Origin of the sequence: Enterobacter sp. WPR_3_1, from assembly GCF_003635055.1 — a bacterium.
Lineage (GTDB): Bacteria > Pseudomonadota > Gammaproteobacteria > Enterobacterales > Enterobacteriaceae > Enterobacter > Enterobacter ludwigii.
The window spans coordinates 1,161,623-1,178,144 of the sequence record NZ_RBXU01000008.1 but is presented as its reverse complement, the minus strand read 5'-3'; the positions used below and the strand labels follow the sequence as shown (position 1 = coordinate 1,178,144).

Below are 16,522 nucleotides of genomic sequence, written 5' to 3'. Positions count from 1 at the left end.
GCGCGAGTGCAACTAAAACCCGCTGGCAAACTATTTGAATTTATCCATTCGGCACCATTTTATGTATCCCGGGCGATTAACCAGGCGATCCTCAGTTTCAGCCCGCCTGATTATCAGGCAGCCGTAACACGCGGCGTGTACGCGCTGAAACGCAGTGACAATGCGCGTCAGGCATATATGGTTGAGCTTTATGCAAGCGAGTTGGCCTACCCCAAACATCTGGATGCCTCTCCATACAAAGCGTTTGTTACTCAAGCACCTGATATGATTGATCGGAAGCTGAAAATCACACTCGTGCCGCAATTTACAGGGGACAAACACATCATACCCGATGAGCGGACCATCAATAATCTGGTGGTAGTTGAGGTGAAGCCGGAATATCAGACTGAATTCAAAAACATTGTCCTTCCTGAAATGGCTCAGTCGCTCAACATAGAAAAAGGCGTGCTTGCCATGTATGCCGCGACAGACGTAGATGATCCCCACCGCTGGTATTTTTATGAGATTTACGCCAGTGAGGAAGATTATCAACTCCACAGACAGACGCCGCACTTTAGGGATTATCTAAAGCAAACGGCGCACATGAGTACCCGTAAAACGTCTATTCCTGTCAAACCACTATTTCTGCGTAATAAAGGCGGGATAACCGCAGAAATCGCCCCTGGCGGCTAAAGCGTAGAAAAATGGCGTTTACGCAGGCCCGGTGTGATACATTCCGGGCGCTCTAATGACCACCACACATGACAGGTATGCAGAACATAACTCAACATTTTCGCTGGCTTCTGCTTCTTATCCCGTCACTGAGCGGTTGTGGCACCCTCTCGCAAATGTCCTCCCCGGCAGGAACACAGGAACTCCTCACCCATAAATCGCTGGACGGCGACGTTGATAGCGTGGTCCGTCACTATATGGCGCAAAAATCCGTTCCCGGGGTGACGGTTGCGGTGATCCATAATTACGGTTCTCCGCAGTTTTACAGTTGGGGCGTAACTGATGCGGCCAATCGCTACCCGATCGGGTCCAATACCTTGTTTGCCCTCGGTTCGCTCAGCAAAGGGATTACGGCGGAAGTGGTGGCTTGTCTGGTGAACGAAGGAAGGCTGAGTTGGGACGATAACCTGGCGACATTGCTGCCACCGGGTACGCCCTTAAGCGCAGATGCACAAAAAATTACTCTACTGGAACTGGTGACCCACACCTCTGGCCTGCCCCGTCAGAATATGGATGTTCCGATGCTGGGAAAATTCATCAGCTATTTAAGCAGTGGCGATAACTTTTATGGCGAACTGGATAGCGATAACGTATTGCGCTATTTAGCCAACTGGCATGCACCGCAGCATAAAATGCCGCAATACTCTAATACCGGCTATGCCCTGATTGGCTATATCCTGAAACACAAAACCGGCGAAGATATTCAGAGTTTAGCCTCGCGCTATATTTTTCAACCGCTGCAAATGGCTAACAGTAGTTTTACTCCCCAGACGTTAAAGGGATACCCGCAGCGTGCGCTTGGCCACGCTGGCGATCAGCCCAAATTCATCCCGCGCGGGCAGCTGACGCCCGACTGGCATTTTTCCAACAACATGGTAGCGGCAGCGAGTTTATACAGTAACGCCGAAGATCTGGCCGCGTATGCCCGCTATCACGTGACGACAACCGACAATCGCTTATTGGATAGCGTCTTTGCTGAAGTCAGTAATACCGATATTCAACGCGCCGATGGTGTACAGGGTATTGCCTGGACCACCGACTTTATCGGTCTGGAAAAAATTACTTATCAGGTAGGCTATATTGGCGGCTACTCAAGCTTTATCGGTTTCGATAAACAAAAAGGCAATGCGGTAGTCGTGCTTCAAAATGCATTTAACTGGAGTAACTATATTGGTATCGCACTATTAATGGATATGGCGAAAAACGATAGCCAGAGAGAAGAACATTCTCGCGCGCTGTAACCTCGCCTGGTCATGCCTGCAAACCAACTGCAGCGCTTCTCCGTATCGGCATGATACTGCTCAGCGGTGGCTGCATTCTTACTGCGACCTTCTAAAAGATGCTGAAAACGCCCCTCACTCGAGGGGCGTATAGCCGTGACATCCACCACGCGCCAGTTAATTCGCCTGATTCATACGGCGATGTTTCTCTGCCTGTTGCTGGTGAATAACAGAAGACTGCCCATTGTTCACCGTTTCATGCACAACGGCGGCCTTCTCATGCTCATTCATCGCAGAGAAAGACTTTGCCGATTCGGGAGTAGTATTACAGGGGCCAGCTTTGAGCATTTTCTTGTGCATCTCAGCCATGGTTTGATGCGCAGTTGCCTGAGCGTTATTAACCTGGTCGTGCATGTTGATCGTTTCTGCTGCCCAGCCAGATGAGGTGACAGCCATAATGGTGACAATGGATAACAGGATCTTTTTCATGGTCGAATCTCCTAAGTTTACATGCTCTGCAATATCGCTGAATGAAAAGTCAGAGATAAATGCATCGGCGTCTGAATTATCATTGATTATAAAAACCGACCTCTGTTTATCCCGTGACGGGCTGATGACATTTCTGTCACTGGGCCATACGGGGAATAACGCCCTGCCCCATACGCATAAAAAAGGACACTCAAGCGTGTCCTTTTAATATCGTCGCGCGTTTATTTATGTCTTCGCAGCCAGATTAATTTGTAGGCGGCCGGAATAATGAACAGGGATAACAGCGGAGCCGTAATCATTCCTCCAATCATCGGCGCGGCTATCCGGCTCATGACTTCTGAGCCCGCACCGGTTCCCCAGAGGATGGGCAACAGACCGGCAATGATAACCGCTACGGTCATTGCTTTCGGTCTCACGCGGAGTACCGCCCCCTGATAAAGGGCTTCATCGAGCCCTTCCGCGGTAAAGGTTTCCCGCTGGGCAAGCGCCGGATGGGCTTCAATGGCATGACGCAAGTACATCAGCATCACCACGCCAAACTCTGCTGCCACCCCGGCCAGGGCAATAAAGCCGGTTCCGGTCGCCACGGACATATGGAAGCCCTGCCAGTACAGGAACCAAATTCCGCCGACCAGGGCGAATGGCAGACTCATCAGAATAAGCAGTGCCTCATCAACACGACGGAATGCCAGATATAACAAAATGAATATGATCATTACCGTCATCGGCACCATCAGTTTCAGTTTTTTATTGGCGTGTTCCAGCAATTCAAACTGTCCGGAGAAAGAGACACTGGTGCCCGGTCTTAATTTTACGTGCTGGCTGATAGCGGTTTTAATGTCGTTCACAACCGACACCATATCCCTGCCACGGGCATCAATATAAATCCAGCTGGCAGGACGGGCATTTTCCGTTTTCAGCATGGTAGGTCCGGAAACGACACGAATATCAGCGACATCGCCCAGGGTAATTTGCTGTTTCATGGGCGTCAGAATGGGCATCTGTTTCAGTGCCTGTGGGCTGTTTCGGTAATCCTGAGGGTAGCGGATATTGATCGGGTAACGGGCTACGCCCTCAACCGTCTCGCCGGTTGTTGCGCCACCGATGGCTGATGAGACAAACAGCTGCACATCACCCACCGTCATTCCGTATCGGGAGGCTTTCTCCCGGTTGATATCCACATCGATGTAGCGTCCGCCTTCCAGACGTTCTGCCAGGGCTGAAACCACGCCCGGCACGGTTTTAGCCACCGCTTCGATACGTTGTGCAGTGGCATCAATATCAGACAAAACGGTGCCAGACACCTTGATACCGATTGGGCTTTTAATGCCGGTGGAGAGCATATCTATACGGTTACGGATCGGCGGTACCCAGAGGTTAGCCAGGCCGGGTAAACGCACGGTCTTATCCAGCTCATCAACGATCTTGTCAATCGTCATTCCTGGTCGCCACTGATCTTCTGGTTTGAGCTGAAGGGTGGTTTCGACCATTTCCAGTGGCGCGGAGTCGGTCGCCGTTTCAGCCTTACCGGTCTTACCAAATACGGAGGCCACTTCAGGGACGGTTTTGATTAATTTGTCTGTCGTCTGCAAGAGCGCGGCAGCCTCTGCCGGCGATACGCCAGGTAACGTTGAAGGCATGTACAGCAGATCGCCCTCATTGATCTTTGGCAGAAATTCCCCCCCGACCTGACTCAGCGGCCATATGACCGTAAAAATAGTTAACGCCGCAATCAGCAAGGTCGTTTTCGGCCAGTGGAGCACGCGAAGCAATAACGGATGATAGGCATTAATCAGCAGTCGGTTCAGCGGGTTGCTGGTCTCCGCGGGGATTTTCCCTCTGATCCAGAACCCCATCAGTATAGGAATGACGATGATTGCCAGCGCGGCCGCGCCCGCCATGGCATACGTCTTCGTGAAGGCCAGCGGCCCAAACAGGCGCCCTTCCTGTCCCTCAAGCGTGAAAATGGGGATGAACGACAAGGTGATGATCAGCAGGCTGATAAACAGCGCCGGGCCCACTTCAACGGACGCATCGGTAATGACCTTCCAGCGGGTTGCGTTGTCTATCTGCTCCTCAGGGTGTTGATGATCCCACTCTTCCAGCTGTTTATGCGCATTTTCAATCATCACAATGGCGGCATCCACCATCGCCCCCACGGCAATGGCAATCCCGCCCAGAGACATAATATTGGCGTTTAGCCCCTGGAAATGCATGACGATAAAGGCAATGCACAGGCCAAGCGGCAGAGAAACGATCGCCACCAGCGCAGAGCGGATATGCCAGAGGAACAGCGCACAGACGATGGCCACCACGATAAACTCTTCAAGGAGTTTGTTACTCAGGTTATCAATGGCGCGGTCAATTAACTGGCTGCGATCGTAGGTGGTCACCACCTCGACACCCTCTGGCAGGCTGGCTTTCAGCGTCTCCAGTTTGTCTTTCACTGCGGTAATAACTTCACGTGCGTTTTTCCCCGAGCGCAGGATCACGACGCCACCAGCAACTTCGCCCTGGCCGTTAAGTTCTGCAATGCCACGCCGCATTTCCGGGCCCGTTTGCACGCGGGCCACATCGCGCAGATAAACCGGCACGCCGTTCTCGCCCGTTTTCAGGACGATATTATTGAAATCATCAATGGACTGAAGGTAACCGCTGGCGCGGACCATGTACTCCGCTTCCGCCATTTCAATGGATGATCCCCCTGCTTCCTGGTTAGATGATTCGAGAGCCTGTTTAACGTCGGGCAGCGTGACACCGTACTGCGCCAGCTTCAACGGGTTAACCTGAATTTGATACTGCTTAACCACGCCGCCTACTGACGCAACCTCCGCGACGTTAGGGATGGTTTTCAGCTCGAATTTCAGGAACCAGTCCTGAAGGGAACGCAGTTCTGCAAGATCGTGTTTTCCGCTGTGATCCACCAGGGCATATTCAAATATCCAGCCGACACCGGTGGCATCTGGTCCTATTCCTGAGCTTACACCGGCAGGCAATTTGCCCTGAACCTGGTTCAGGTATTCCAGAACGCGCGAGCGGGCCCAGTACAGGTCAGTACCGTCTTCAAAAATGACGTACACATAGGAGTCGCCAAACTGGGAAAAACCACGCACGGTCTTTGCGCCGGGTACCGACAGCATGGTTGTCGTGAGCGGATACGTGACCTGATTTTCAACAATCTGCGGAGCCTGACCGGGATAGCTGGTTTTAATGATCACCTGCACATCAGACAGATCGGGCAATGCATCGACAGGGGTATTGATGATAGTCCATGTTCCCCAGACGCTGAGAAACAAAGCGCCCATCATCACCAGGAAACGGTTGGCGACGGAGCGCCGGATAATCCATTCAATCATCATCGTCTCCTTAATGGCCCGAATGCGCGTCGTCAGTTTTTTCAGGATGACGCATGCGCTCCAGCGCACCGCTAATATTGGCTTCGGAGTCAATCAGGAACAGACCGCTGACCACGACAGCATCGCCTTCGTTCAGTCCGCTGCCAATCGCGGACTGTTGCTGAGATTCATGCAGAACATGAATGCTTTTCGGCACAAAACGCCCTTCCGCATCGACCACAATCACCCGCTGTTCTTTGCCCGTATCAATCACGGCCTGGGATGGGATCAGCAGCATCTCCTGGCTACTGGCGTTCAGTTTCAGGTAGGCGTTCATGCCGGGTTTCAGGCTTTCGTCTTGGTTGGAGACCTGCAGACGGACCTGCAGCGTGCGGGTAGTTTGATCCACGCTGGGGAGAATGTTCCATTTTTCAACGGCAAACGATTTATCCGGATACGCGGGCACTGAAATTTCAAACTGCGAGCTGTCTTTGAGAAGATACGCAATGGATTCCGGCACGGCCGCACTGATCCAGACCGGATCCATCCCCTGAATCTGTGCCACCACGTTATCCTTGGTAATGTTCATGCCCGTGCGCAGGTTAAACGCCGTAATCACGCCATCTATGGGGGCCTTGATAGTAAAACGGGTCTGGATACTCCGGGTCGCACGCAGTCGTTGAACATCCTCTTCCGGCATGCCGGCAAGACGTAGTCGCTCCAGAACACCTTTTATCTGGGTAGGGGTTCCGCCGGTACCCGATAACAACAGGAACTCGCTTTGCGCTTCCACCCATTCCGGAATGGTGATATCGATAAGCGGTGTCCCTTTTTTAACATGATCGCCCACGGTCAGTGGGTACACTCTCTCAACGAAACCCTCAGAACGCGCCTGCACAATGACAAACTGATATTCGTTATAACTGACGTTGGCCGGTATGGTCTGGGCGTAATTCAGCGCTCCCCGCGTCACTTTCTGCGTTTTGAGTCCCAGGTTCTGAACCTGCGTCGGATCAATACGAATACCCTCACTGCTTTTTTCGTCATTTTCATCGGCATATTTCGGCACCAGATCCATATCCATAAACGGAGACTTGCCGGGTTTATCAAACCGGGTATCCGGCTTCATCGGGTCATACCAGAAAAGTACCTTTCTCTCCGTCGTGGTCTGTTCTGTTTTTTCTGCGGGATGCACAGACTGCCAGGCGATAACTGAAATCAGCCCTCCTGCAATAAGGCTGCCGAGGGTGACGGCAGCAAACTTTATTCTTAAAGAGGCCATGCTTTTTCTCGCTATTTAATGCTCTTAAGTAAAGAGATATTGCCCTGCTGAACAAACGTAAAATTAACGTGGCTGCCGGCTTTTAAGACGAGAATAGTTTCGTCTGCCTGGACAAAGGTGAAACGCATGGTCATGGCGGGCCAGCCAATCGCTGGAATAGCATCATGCGCGATAGTGATTTTTTTAGTGCTCAGATCAACCGCTTTCACCACGCCGGTTCCCGCGATAACCTGCTCTGGCGTGGCTTGTGCTGCTGTGCTCATCTCCCCGTGCTGATGTGTTTCAGCATGCAGGCCTGCAGAAAATATAACGGAGAGTGCGCCCAGTACGACCGCGTTAAATAAACTGTTCATTTTTTGATTTCCTGATGGAGTAATTAAAAAGAATTACTCAACCCAACCGCCACCCAGCGCGGTGAATAAGTTAATTTCATTCACCTGTCGGGAATAGATAAGGTCGAGAATGGTTTGTTGTGTTGCAAAAAGAGAACGTTCAGCATCGAGCACTTCAATGTAACTGACCGCGCCACTGGAATATAAACCTCTGGCTCGCTGCAGGGTGATATGTAGCGAATCAAGATAACGCTGCTGGGCGTCGAGTTGCTGACTGATGCTGTCCCGCAATGCGAGCGCGTCGGCGACCTGTTTAAAAGCCGCCTGAATTTTTTGTTCGTAATTGACGATTGACTGCTGCTGGCGAATTTCAGCCAGTTTGAGATTGGCTTTATTCCTTCCGGCATTAAAAACAGGAATGTCAATTTTCGGAATAAAATTCCACATCCCGCTTCCTGCGGTGAAGAGGCTGGATAATTCCGTACTGCTTGCTGAAAGCCCGCTGGTTAGCGTAATGGACGGGAAAAAGGCGGCACGCGCCGCGCCAATATTGGCATCAGCCGCTTTCAACTGATACTCCGCTTCCATAATGTCCGGGCGCTGAAGCAATATTTCTGACGGCAGACGAGGCGGCAGTTTGACGGGGGTAATCTCATCGACGCTGCCTCCTTTCTCTGCCGGCAGCGCGCGATAGGTTCCCAGAACCTGCTGCAGGGCATTATTGGCCTGAGCCAGCTCGCCTTCTCTTTTCGCTATTTCTGCACGGGTACTTTCAATCTGCCCCCGGGCCTGTTCAAGTGCCAGAACGTTGGTGCTGCCCGTTACCAGCTGTTGTTCAACAAAAGCCCAGGATTGTTGATAATTTTTTAGCGTATCGCGGGCAATACGACGTTGTTTGTAGGCCAGCTGCTGGCTGAAATAGCTCTGCGACACGCTGGAGACGAGCAGGATATGCACGGCACGGCGGGCCTCCTCGCTGGCAAAATAGTTCTGTCTGTCAGCATCACTCATATTCCTGAGTTTGCCGAAGAAATCGAGTTCGTAACTGAGGTTCAACCCTGCGTCGTACTGCTGTGTGGTCGGCTTGTCCGTTTTCAGCCCGCCGCTGTAGGTCACACCTGACGAGGCATTTACCTGTGGATACCGGTCGGCATCCGTCACGTTGAACTGCGCGCGCGCTTCTTCAACCTTGAGGGCGGCCATTTTTAAATCACGGTTGTTATTCAGGGCTTCGGCGATCAGTGCTGCGACCTGAGGATCGGCAAAAAAGTTACGCCATCCGCTGTCGTGATACCCCGCTACCACCGGCGTGAGGCTATTGCGGGATAACGAGAACTGCTGCGGAACCGGTGCTGGCGGACGCGCATATTCTGGTGCCAGCGAGACGCAGCCTGCCAGGAAAAATATTGTGCTAATGCTAAGTCGTTTTAATGTGCACATCACGCTTCTCGTCCAGGCAGGCCTGGTAAATGTTTCAAATGAAGTCCAGAGTATTACCAGGGTTACTCTACAGCGTGCTTCCTGTTTGCCTGGTGACAGGATAATGACAATGTTGTCATTCTTAACGTAAGTCATTGATAACGGTTTGAGGCTCTCTAGAATGTCCAGAGCAGCCAGTCAGGGGAGCAAGATGAAAATACTGATCGTTGAAGACGAGATAAAAACCGGGGAGTACCTCAGCAAGGGGCTGACTGAGGCGGGGTTTGTGGTGGACCATGCTGACAATGGCCTGACCGGATATCATCTCGCCATGACCGCCGAGTATGACCTCCTGATTCTGGATATCATGCTTCCCGACGTGAACGGCTGGGATATCACCCGCATGCTACGTTCTGCCGGGAAGGGAATGCCGGTTCTGTTACTCTCAGCCCTTGGCACTATTGAACACCGGGTGAAGGGTCTTGAACTGGGCGCGGATGATTACCTGATCAAACCCTTTGCCTTTGCGGAGCTTCTCGCCCGCGTCAGGACGCTTCTGCGACGGGGCAATACGGTGATCACGGAAAGCCAGTTTCAGGTGGCTGATCTGATGATTGATCTCGTGTCCAGAAAGGTGAGCCGCGCGGGGAACCGCATCCTGCTGACCAGCAAAGAGTTCAGCCTGCTGGAGTTTTTTATGCGACACCAGGGGGAAGTGCTGCCCCGCTCCCTGATTGCATCCCAGGTCTGGGACATGAATTTTGACAGCGACACCAACGCGATTGATGTCGCCGTCAAACGGCTTCGCGCGAAAATAGACAATGATTTTGAGCCGAAGCTGATCCAGACGGTCCGCGGCGTGGGGTACATGCTGGAGGCACCGGATGCGCGTTAAATTACCCGGACGCCCTTTTTCACTAGCCCTGAGGCTGACGTTTTTTATCAGCCTCTCCACGATACTGGCATTTTTCGCCTTCACCTGGTTTATGCTGCACTCCGTTGAAAAGCATTTCGCCGAGCAGGATATCAACGATCTGCAGCAAATCAGTACCGCGATGCACCGTATCCTGCAGTCCCCGGCAGATCCGGACGAGAAGAAAATCAGTAAAATCAAAGAGTCAATTGCCAGCTATCGTAACGTTGCGGTTCTGCTTCTCGACGCGCGTGGGGAGGTGTTGTTCAGTACGGCGCAGGGGGCAGCGTTACGCCCTGCCGTGAACACGGCGGCGTTCAGCACGCACAGCCGGGCACGGGATGTGTTTCTCTGGACGGTGGATGACTCCACCCGGCAAAGTCATTCCGGCGCTGAGATGAAAAGTGACACGTACCGGATTATCGCCTCGTCAGGCACGGCAACGCTGCAGGGAAAAGCGCAGAATTACGTTATGCTGATCGGGCTTTCAATTAATTTCCACCTCCATTACCTCGATGCGCTGAAAAAGAACCTGATTGCGATTGCCGTGGTGATCAGCCTGCTGATTATTCTTATCATTCGAATCGCGGTCCGTCAGGGACACCTGCCGCTGCGTAACGTCAGCAATGCCATTAAAAATATCACCTCTGAAAATCTCGATGCGAGGCTGGAACCGTCGCGCGTTCCGGTTGAACTGGAGCAACTGGTGATTTCGTTCAATCATATGATTGAAAAGATTGAAGATGTGTTCACCCGCCAGGCGAATTTTTCTGCCGATATCGCCCACGAAATCAGAACCCCCATCACCAATCTGGTGACCCAGACTGAAATCGCACTCAGCCAGAACCGGACGCCGAAAGAGCTGGAAGATATCCTCTACTCCAGCCTTGAAGAGTATAACCGGATGACCCGGATGGTCAGCGATATGCTGTTCCTGGCGCAGGCGGATAATAATCAGCTGATCCCGGACAGGGTGATGTTTGATTTAAGCGCGGAGGTCATTAAAGTCTTTGATTTCTTCGAGGCCTGGGCGGAAGAACGTCATATCACGTTGACGTTTCACGGGATGCCCTGCCTGATCGAAGGCGATCCGCAGATGTTCAGACGCGCAATCAACAACCTGTTATCCAATGGCCTGCGCTATACGCCGGAAGGCAAGACGGTGACCGTCTCAATCGCCGAACGGGAAAACGATTTTGAGCTGATGATTGCCAACCCCGGGAAACCTGTCCCGCAAGAACATCTACCCAGGCTGTTTGACCGTTTTTACCGGGTGGATCCTTCAAGGCAGCGAAAAGGCGAAGGCAGTGGGATTGGTCTTGCCATTGTGAAGTCAATTGTCACCGCGCATCATGGCAAAGTCCGCGTCGAATCGGATGCTCAGTCGACACGCTTTATCTTGTCCGTGCCTAAGCGGGTTACTCAGCACTGAGTGGTTGCTGTACAGCCCAACACACGTCCAGCACTTTCTCTCTCAGCCAGCGGTGCCCCGGATCCCTTTCCATTCGCGGGTGCCACATCTGCGAAACCGTTATGGTTCGGGTTTTAAACGGCAGTTCAAAGACATGCACACTCTGCGCCATCGGCTGGTTCAGCAGATACAATGCCGGAACCATGGCGATCAGATCGGACGCCAGCGCCACGGATAGCGCCGTCGGAAAACCGGGCACGACGCTGGCAATTTTGCGCTTCATCCCCACTTCAGCCAGCGCATCGTCGACAAATCCGTGTAGCGACCCGTCGGGTGCGGCAACCACGTGGCCCCAGGAAACATAATCGTGAAGGCTGACCGTGGGTTGTGCCGCCAGCGGATGTCCCTTACGTACCGCGGCAATGAACCGATCCTGAAATAATCGCTGCAGGCGTATTTCAGGTCCCATGTTGCTCTGCACGCCAATTTCCAGGTCAACCAGCCCTTCCCGCAGATAGCGTGACGTTTTCTCGGGCTTCGGCGAGAACCGAATACACACATCGGGCGCAGCTTCGGCCACGGCGGCAATCAGCAATGGGCCAAATGCGACCACAAAACCATCATTGGCTCTGATGGTGAACAGCCGCTCGAGGTTTTCCACCTTCAGCGTTTCAGTGGAGGGCTGCAGTACGGCTCTTGCCTCATACACGGCCCCTCGGGCTCGCTCCCGGGTGGCCTCGGCCCAGGGCGTCAGCACCATATTACGCCCTGCCCGCACCAGGATCGGGTCGCCGGTCACCTCTCGCAGCCGGCTCAGGGTACGGCTCATGGCTGACGTACTCAGGTTTAAACGCCGCGCCGCGCCCGCCACGCTGGCTTCGGCCAGCAGGACGTCGAGGGCGACAAGCAAATTAAAATCTGGATCGGACATGATGCATCCTCAGATAAGGCGTTGTATGCAACTGAACAGTGCAACTGCTGCGTCTTCCGCCTTGTATATCCCATGATTATAGTTTCGTCATCAACATTCTTTCCGGAGTTACGACGATGACGCTATTTTCAAACCAGCCCGGCGACGAAGGATTGCCCGGCCATGAACGCGCCCGGGTGATGGCCGCGGTAATGACCACCACGCTGATGGGCGTTTTTGATGGCACCATGATCAACATCGCCTTGCCTTCGATGGCCAGCGCGATGCAGGTGCCCGCGAATGTGGCCGTCTGGTTCGCCAATGGGTATCTGTTGTCCGCGGCCATGACTCTGGCCATCTTCGCTGCCCTGGCGGCCCGGGTTGGCTACCGCCCGGTGTTTCTGACCGGACTTGCCGTCTTTACACTCACCTCGCTCGGCTGCGCGCTGGCCCGCACCCCGGACATGCTGATCGGGATGCGGATATTGCAGGGGATTGGCGGGGCGGCCACACTGAGTATTGCCCCGGCGATACTGCGCGCCGTCTTTCCCGGTCGACTGCTTGGCCGCATTCTGGGACTGCACGCCCTGCTGATCGCCTCCAGCACGGCCATTGCCCCCGTACTGGGCGGGACGATCCTGGACGTACTGCGCTGGCAGTGGTTATTCGCCATTAACCTTGTTCCCGGAACGATTGCCCTGCTGTTGGCCTGGAAGGCCTTACCTCGACAGCCGGCTTCAGATCCCTCTCCGTTCGATGCCCCGGGGGCACTGCTCTCCGCGGTCCTGTTGGGGGCGATGATCATGACGGCCAACAGTTTCCAGCATGCTTCGCACCACATCAGCCACGAGGCCATCAACTGGGCGCTGCTCGCCACGATTAGCGCCATCACCTTTGTCTGGCATATTCGCCGCACCCGAAGCCCCATACTGCCTCCCGTTATTTTCCACAACGGACGCTTTACGCTTGCCGCGCTCACGTCGCTGGCCTCGTTTGTGAGCCAGGGCATCACCTTTATCGCCCTGCCGTTCCTGTTTCAGAGCGTATATGGCTACAGTCCGGTGTTCTCCGCGCTGCTGTTCACGCCCTGGCCGATAGGCATCGTACTGATCGCACCGCATGCGGGTCGCTGGGCAGACACAATCTCAGCCCCGCTGATATCTACCCTTGGGCTTATCGTGTTTGTGGTGGGATTGATCCTGCTCGCGACACTGCCCGCCAGCCCTTCCGCATGGAATATCTGCCTGCGAAGCCTGGTGTGCGGGATTGGTTTTGGCTGTTTCCAGAGTCCCAATAACCGGGAAATGCTCTCTAACGTGGTGCGGGAGTATGCCAGCTACGCATCCGGCGTACTGGCTATCGTGCGGACGTTTGGACAATGCCTGGGGGCTGCCGTGGTCGGCGTTCTGCTGGCCACAACGCAGAATCAACCGGCCTTTGACGATCGGGCCGTTCATTATTCACTGTGGATTGCGGTCATTGCTTCAGCGGTTTCTGTCGTGTTTAGCGTGAGCCGGCTGCGCGCCACGCGTCAGGCTACGGCATAAACACGGTGCAGCGCACTACGCGCTGCACCTGTGATTTACTCCAGCGCCAGCAGCGCAAAACTCGCCAGCCAGTGTCCACCGCTGTAGTGGCTGCCCACCACATGCTCGACGCTTGCCGCCAGATGTCGGTTGACTGCCTCGCGCAGCGCCTGTTGTCCCGGATGGTTATCCGGCAACGCGCGGGCAATATGCTTCATGCACCAGGCGCGGCTGAGGTTTAACCCATCCAGATGGGCAATTTTCGGGTCGGTACGATCGCTCACCTCTGCCGGGTGCATCAGGGCCGAAACAGCCCCCACATCAGGAAGAAAGGCGTCAAACCACGTCGGGAAATGCTCCGCCACCTTACTCATCAACAGCGCTTCCGTCAGCGCGCCGGAAATATACTCATCACCACCCGGTTCATAGTGAGCCGGGTAATGCGTGTCAGCCAGATAAAAGCGCGTCGCCGCCGTCAGAATAGCCTGTTCAAGGGCGTTATCCTGCACTGCACGGGCGTAATCAATCCCCAGCGCCAGGGCAAAAGCGGTGTTGTAATGCGTACCGACACGGATCGGATAGGTGAGCTTGCTGAGGTAATCCACCAGCCTGTCGCGAATGTCCTGCGTTAACGGCTGCAGTGTCTGATACCAGCTGGCGGCCTGAGGTAACGCGGATTGCTTCAGCTCCTGCGTCAGCGCCAGAAGCCAGCCGTAGCCATAAGGGCGCTCGAACGAGGCGCGAAACGGTGCCTTGAAATAGGCCAGCTCTTTCGCCACCTTCTCCTGCGTGATGTGTTCATCAAACAGGGCGACAATTTCATCCCGGCACGACAGTTCAGGGTAAAGCCGCACGCAGCGCAGCAGCAGCCAGTAGCCGTGCACCGCCGAGTGCCAGTCGAAGCAGCCATAAAAAATGGGGTGCAGTTCGCGGGGTGGCAGGACATCACCATCATCATTAAGCAGGTGCATAATGTGGTTCGGATATTCCTGGCGTAAATAGGTCAAAGGCATGCGGGCAAACGCGTCGGCCTGGTGTTGCGTTAATTCCATATCAGCTCCTTAGATCGTTGCCGCGCTTAGCGAAAAACGAGGAAATACATTAAGAACACGTTGACCACCAGCAGGGTTAACGCCGTTGGGATCTGGATCTTGATCACCTGGTACTTATCTTTAAGCTCCAGCAGCGCGGCCGGAACGATATTAAAGTTGGCCGCCATCGGCGTCATCAGCGTGCCGCAATAGCCCGCGTACATGCCAATCGCCAGCAGCGGTGCCGGGTTACCATGATGAACGTTAATCAGGAACGGCAAGGCAATACCGGCGCTGAGCACCGGGAATGCCGCGAAGGCGTTGCCCATGATCATGGTGAAAAGCGCCATGCCCACGCAGTAAATCACCACCAGCATGAACCGGCTATCGGGGTTCACAAACAGGCTTACGACCTTCTGGACTGACTCGCCGGTGTTCGCCACCACAAACACCCCACCCAGCATGGCCAGCATCTGTGGCAAAATCACCGCCCAGCCAATGGTGTCGACCAGGCGCCGGGACTGGCGAATAGCTTGCAATGGCGTGCCTTTTGTCAGCCACCAGCCGGTCAGGATCGCCGCCACACAGGCGACGCACAGTGCCGCCAGCGTGAGCTGTTTCTGGTCAAGAAGGAATACGCCCCCTATCGACACCCCTTTCAGGAATAATGTCCCGATCACCGTAACCACCGGGATCATCAGCGCAGGCAGGAAAAGCCAGTTTTTCAGCCGCGTTGACGAGGCTTCGCGCTCGGCATCGGTAGCCATTTTATAATGCCCCTTCCCGACCAGACCAAAGCCCGCCAGCAGAGCAATCACAATGACGCAGCCGCCGATAATTCGATAAGCAAGGGATTTGCCCAGCTCCTGCACCATCAGGTCGCCAAACAGGAAGATCCCGCCGAACAGGAACCAGAATAGCGCGGTGGTAAAACGTTTAGGATTCGCGCGATCGCGCAGGGTCATCACGACCAGCAGCATCACGACAAAGCCGATCAGGTAATACACGCGGTTAATGGTGATCAGGGTCATCATGGCGCGATCTCCTGTGTACCCTGCTCAGCGCGCCAGGACATAACGTCACGACGGATGCTGGCATCCAGACGCAACAGGCGCGTCATATGAATAATCAATGCCGCGATGGCGGTCGGAATGGCCCACAGACCGATATGCAACGGTTCAATGCCCTGTATCCCATTCTCTTTCAGGAAAGCGTCGATCAGCAGCACCGCGCCAAACGCGATAAAAATATCTTCGCCAAAGAAAACCGCGATGTTGTCGCACGCCGCGGCATGCGCTTTGATCTTGTCCCGGATATGTTGCGGCAGTTCGCCATACTCATTGAGCGCTGCGCCTTCGGCCATCGGTGCCAGCAGCGGACGAACGGTCTGAGCATGCCCACCCAGCGACATCAATCCCAGCGCGGCCGTCCCTTCACGCGCCACAAAATAGAGCATCAGAATACGTGCCGAGGTGGCGCTGGCAATCTTTGCCACCCACGCCTGCGCCCGCTCTTTCAACCCGTAATATTCCAGCAGGCCAATAACCGGCAGGATCAGAATAAAGGTCGCCAGGGAACGACTGTTGACGAACTTCTCGCCAAAGGTCTCCAGCAACATCCCAAAATCCATGCCAACCAGCAGTCCGGTAGCCAGCCCCGCCACCACAACCACCAGTAGCGGGTTGAAACGCAGAGCAAAACCAATAACCACCACCGGTATACCGATGAGCGGCAACAGTGTCGAACCGTCCATAAACGTTTACCCTATCCAAAGTGAGCGTTGCGCGCCGGCGGCTATTTTTTTAATACTTCGCATCATGGCGAAGCGGGATGCAGTGCGGCGCGCGATGTTGTGTTTTGCGTCAGGCTCCGCAGAACCTGCACTAAAAAGCTATATCTGAACCACAAAAACATGTAAACAATTTATCAATAAAATGTTCTTA

At 54.1% G+C, this 16,522-nt stretch carries 14 protein-coding genes; 5 read left to right on the top strand and 9 right to left on the bottom strand.

Annotated elements, in window-relative coordinates; all coding sequences use genetic code 11:
- Positions 1 to 6: 6 nt before the first annotated feature.
- Together BJ887_RS07435 and BJ887_RS07430 are read left to right on the top strand one after the other, a co-directional pair.
- On the top strand, positions 7 to 672 hold the full coding sequence (locus BJ887_RS07435; protein ID WP_229216816.1) for a putative quinol monooxygenase: 666 nt from the start codon (positions 7 to 9) through the stop codon (positions 670 to 672).
- Positions 673 to 749: 77 nt separating this feature from the next.
- Positions 750 to 1,952 carry a serine hydrolase domain-containing protein gene (locus BJ887_RS07430; RefSeq protein WP_121339743.1) on the top strand — a complete coding sequence of 401 codons (1,203 nt, stop codon included), beginning with the start codon at positions 750 to 752 and terminating at the stop codon, positions 1,950 to 1,952.
- A gap of 156 nt (positions 1,953 to 2,108) precedes the next feature.
- Here the strand turns inward: BJ887_RS07430 and BJ887_RS07425 are convergent, their stop codons facing one another.
- From BJ887_RS07425 to BJ887_RS07405, 5 genes are all read right to left on the bottom strand, one after another.
- Complete coding sequence (locus BJ887_RS07425) at positions 2,109 to 2,420, bottom strand: hypothetical protein (RefSeq protein WP_020884130.1); 312 nt, start codon at positions 2,418 to 2,420, stop codon at positions 2,109 to 2,111.
- A 221-nt stretch (positions 2,421 to 2,641) separates the two neighbouring features.
- Positions 2,642 to 5,776, bottom strand: a complete 3,135-nt coding sequence (gene silA / locus BJ887_RS07420) for a Cu(+)/Ag(+) efflux RND transporter permease subunit SilA (RefSeq protein ID WP_047744664.1) — start codon at positions 5,774 to 5,776, stop codon at positions 2,642 to 2,644.
- A gap of 10 nt (positions 5,777 to 5,786) precedes the next feature.
- The gene (locus BJ887_RS07415) at positions 5,787 to 7,037 is read right to left on the bottom strand and encodes an efflux RND transporter periplasmic adaptor subunit (RefSeq protein ID WP_014170082.1); all 1,251 of its coding nucleotides are present in this window, start codon (positions 7,035 to 7,037) and stop codon (positions 5,787 to 5,789) included.
- Between the two features lie 11 nt (positions 7,038 to 7,048).
- A complete protein-coding gene (cusF, locus tag BJ887_RS07410; protein ID WP_047744665.1) occupies positions 7,049 to 7,390 on the bottom strand; it encodes a cation efflux system protein CusF in 342 nt (113 codons plus the stop codon).
- Between the two features lie 33 nt (positions 7,391 to 7,423).
- A complete protein-coding gene (locus tag BJ887_RS07405; protein WP_041162607.1) occupies positions 7,424 to 8,809 on the bottom strand; it encodes an efflux transporter outer membrane subunit in 1,386 nt (461 codons plus the stop codon).
- Positions 8,810 to 8,999: 190 nt separating this feature from the next.
- On the opposite strand from BJ887_RS07405, the gene BJ887_RS07400 reads away from it, so the two are divergent.
- A complete protein-coding gene (locus BJ887_RS07400; protein ID WP_121339672.1) occupies positions 9,000 to 9,683 on the top strand; it encodes a copper/silver response regulator transcription factor in 684 nt (227 codons plus the stop codon).
- Positions 9,673 to 11,133 (top strand): Cu(+)/Ag(+) sensor histidine kinase, encoded by a 1,461-nt coding sequence (locus BJ887_RS07395; RefSeq protein WP_047744666.1) that lies wholly within the window; start codon positions 9,673 to 9,675, stop codon positions 11,131 to 11,133. Before BJ887_RS07400 ends, BJ887_RS07395 begins: the two co-directional genes overlap by 11 nt.
- On the opposite strand, the gene BJ887_RS07390 is transcribed toward BJ887_RS07395, so the two are convergent.
- The gene (locus BJ887_RS07390) at positions 11,120 to 12,043 is read right to left on the bottom strand and encodes a LysR family transcriptional regulator (protein WP_047744667.1); all 924 of its coding nucleotides are present in this window, start codon (positions 12,041 to 12,043) and stop codon (positions 11,120 to 11,122) included. The genes BJ887_RS07395 and BJ887_RS07390 overlap by 14 nt on opposite strands.
- A gap of 116 nt (positions 12,044 to 12,159) precedes the next feature.
- Between BJ887_RS07390 and BJ887_RS07385 the strand changes: the two genes are divergently transcribed.
- Positions 12,160 to 13,569, top strand: a complete 1,410-nt coding sequence (locus BJ887_RS07385; protein WP_047744668.1) for an MFS transporter — start codon at positions 12,160 to 12,162, stop codon at positions 13,567 to 13,569.
- 35 nt (positions 13,570 to 13,604) lie between these two features.
- On the opposite strand, the gene BJ887_RS07380 is transcribed toward BJ887_RS07385, so the two are convergent.
- The 3 genes from BJ887_RS07380 to BJ887_RS07370 are packed head-to-tail and all read right to left on the bottom strand — an operon-like array spanning position 13,605 to position 16,332.
- Entirely contained in the window at positions 13,605 to 14,600 is a 996-nt protein-coding gene (locus tag BJ887_RS07380) for a DUF2891 domain-containing protein (protein ID WP_047744669.1), read from the bottom strand.
- 26 nt (positions 14,601 to 14,626) lie between these two features.
- Positions 14,627 to 15,613 carry a DUF979 domain-containing protein gene (locus BJ887_RS07375; protein WP_014170090.1) on the bottom strand — a complete coding sequence of 329 codons (987 nt, stop codon included), beginning with the start codon at positions 15,611 to 15,613 and terminating at the stop codon, positions 14,627 to 14,629.
- Complete coding sequence (locus BJ887_RS07370; protein WP_014170091.1) at positions 15,610 to 16,332, bottom strand: DUF969 domain-containing protein; 723 nt, start codon at positions 16,330 to 16,332, stop codon at positions 15,610 to 15,612. The genes BJ887_RS07375 and BJ887_RS07370 overlap by 4 nt, the downstream gene beginning before the upstream one ends.
- Positions 16,333 to 16,522 lie beyond the last annotated feature (190 nt).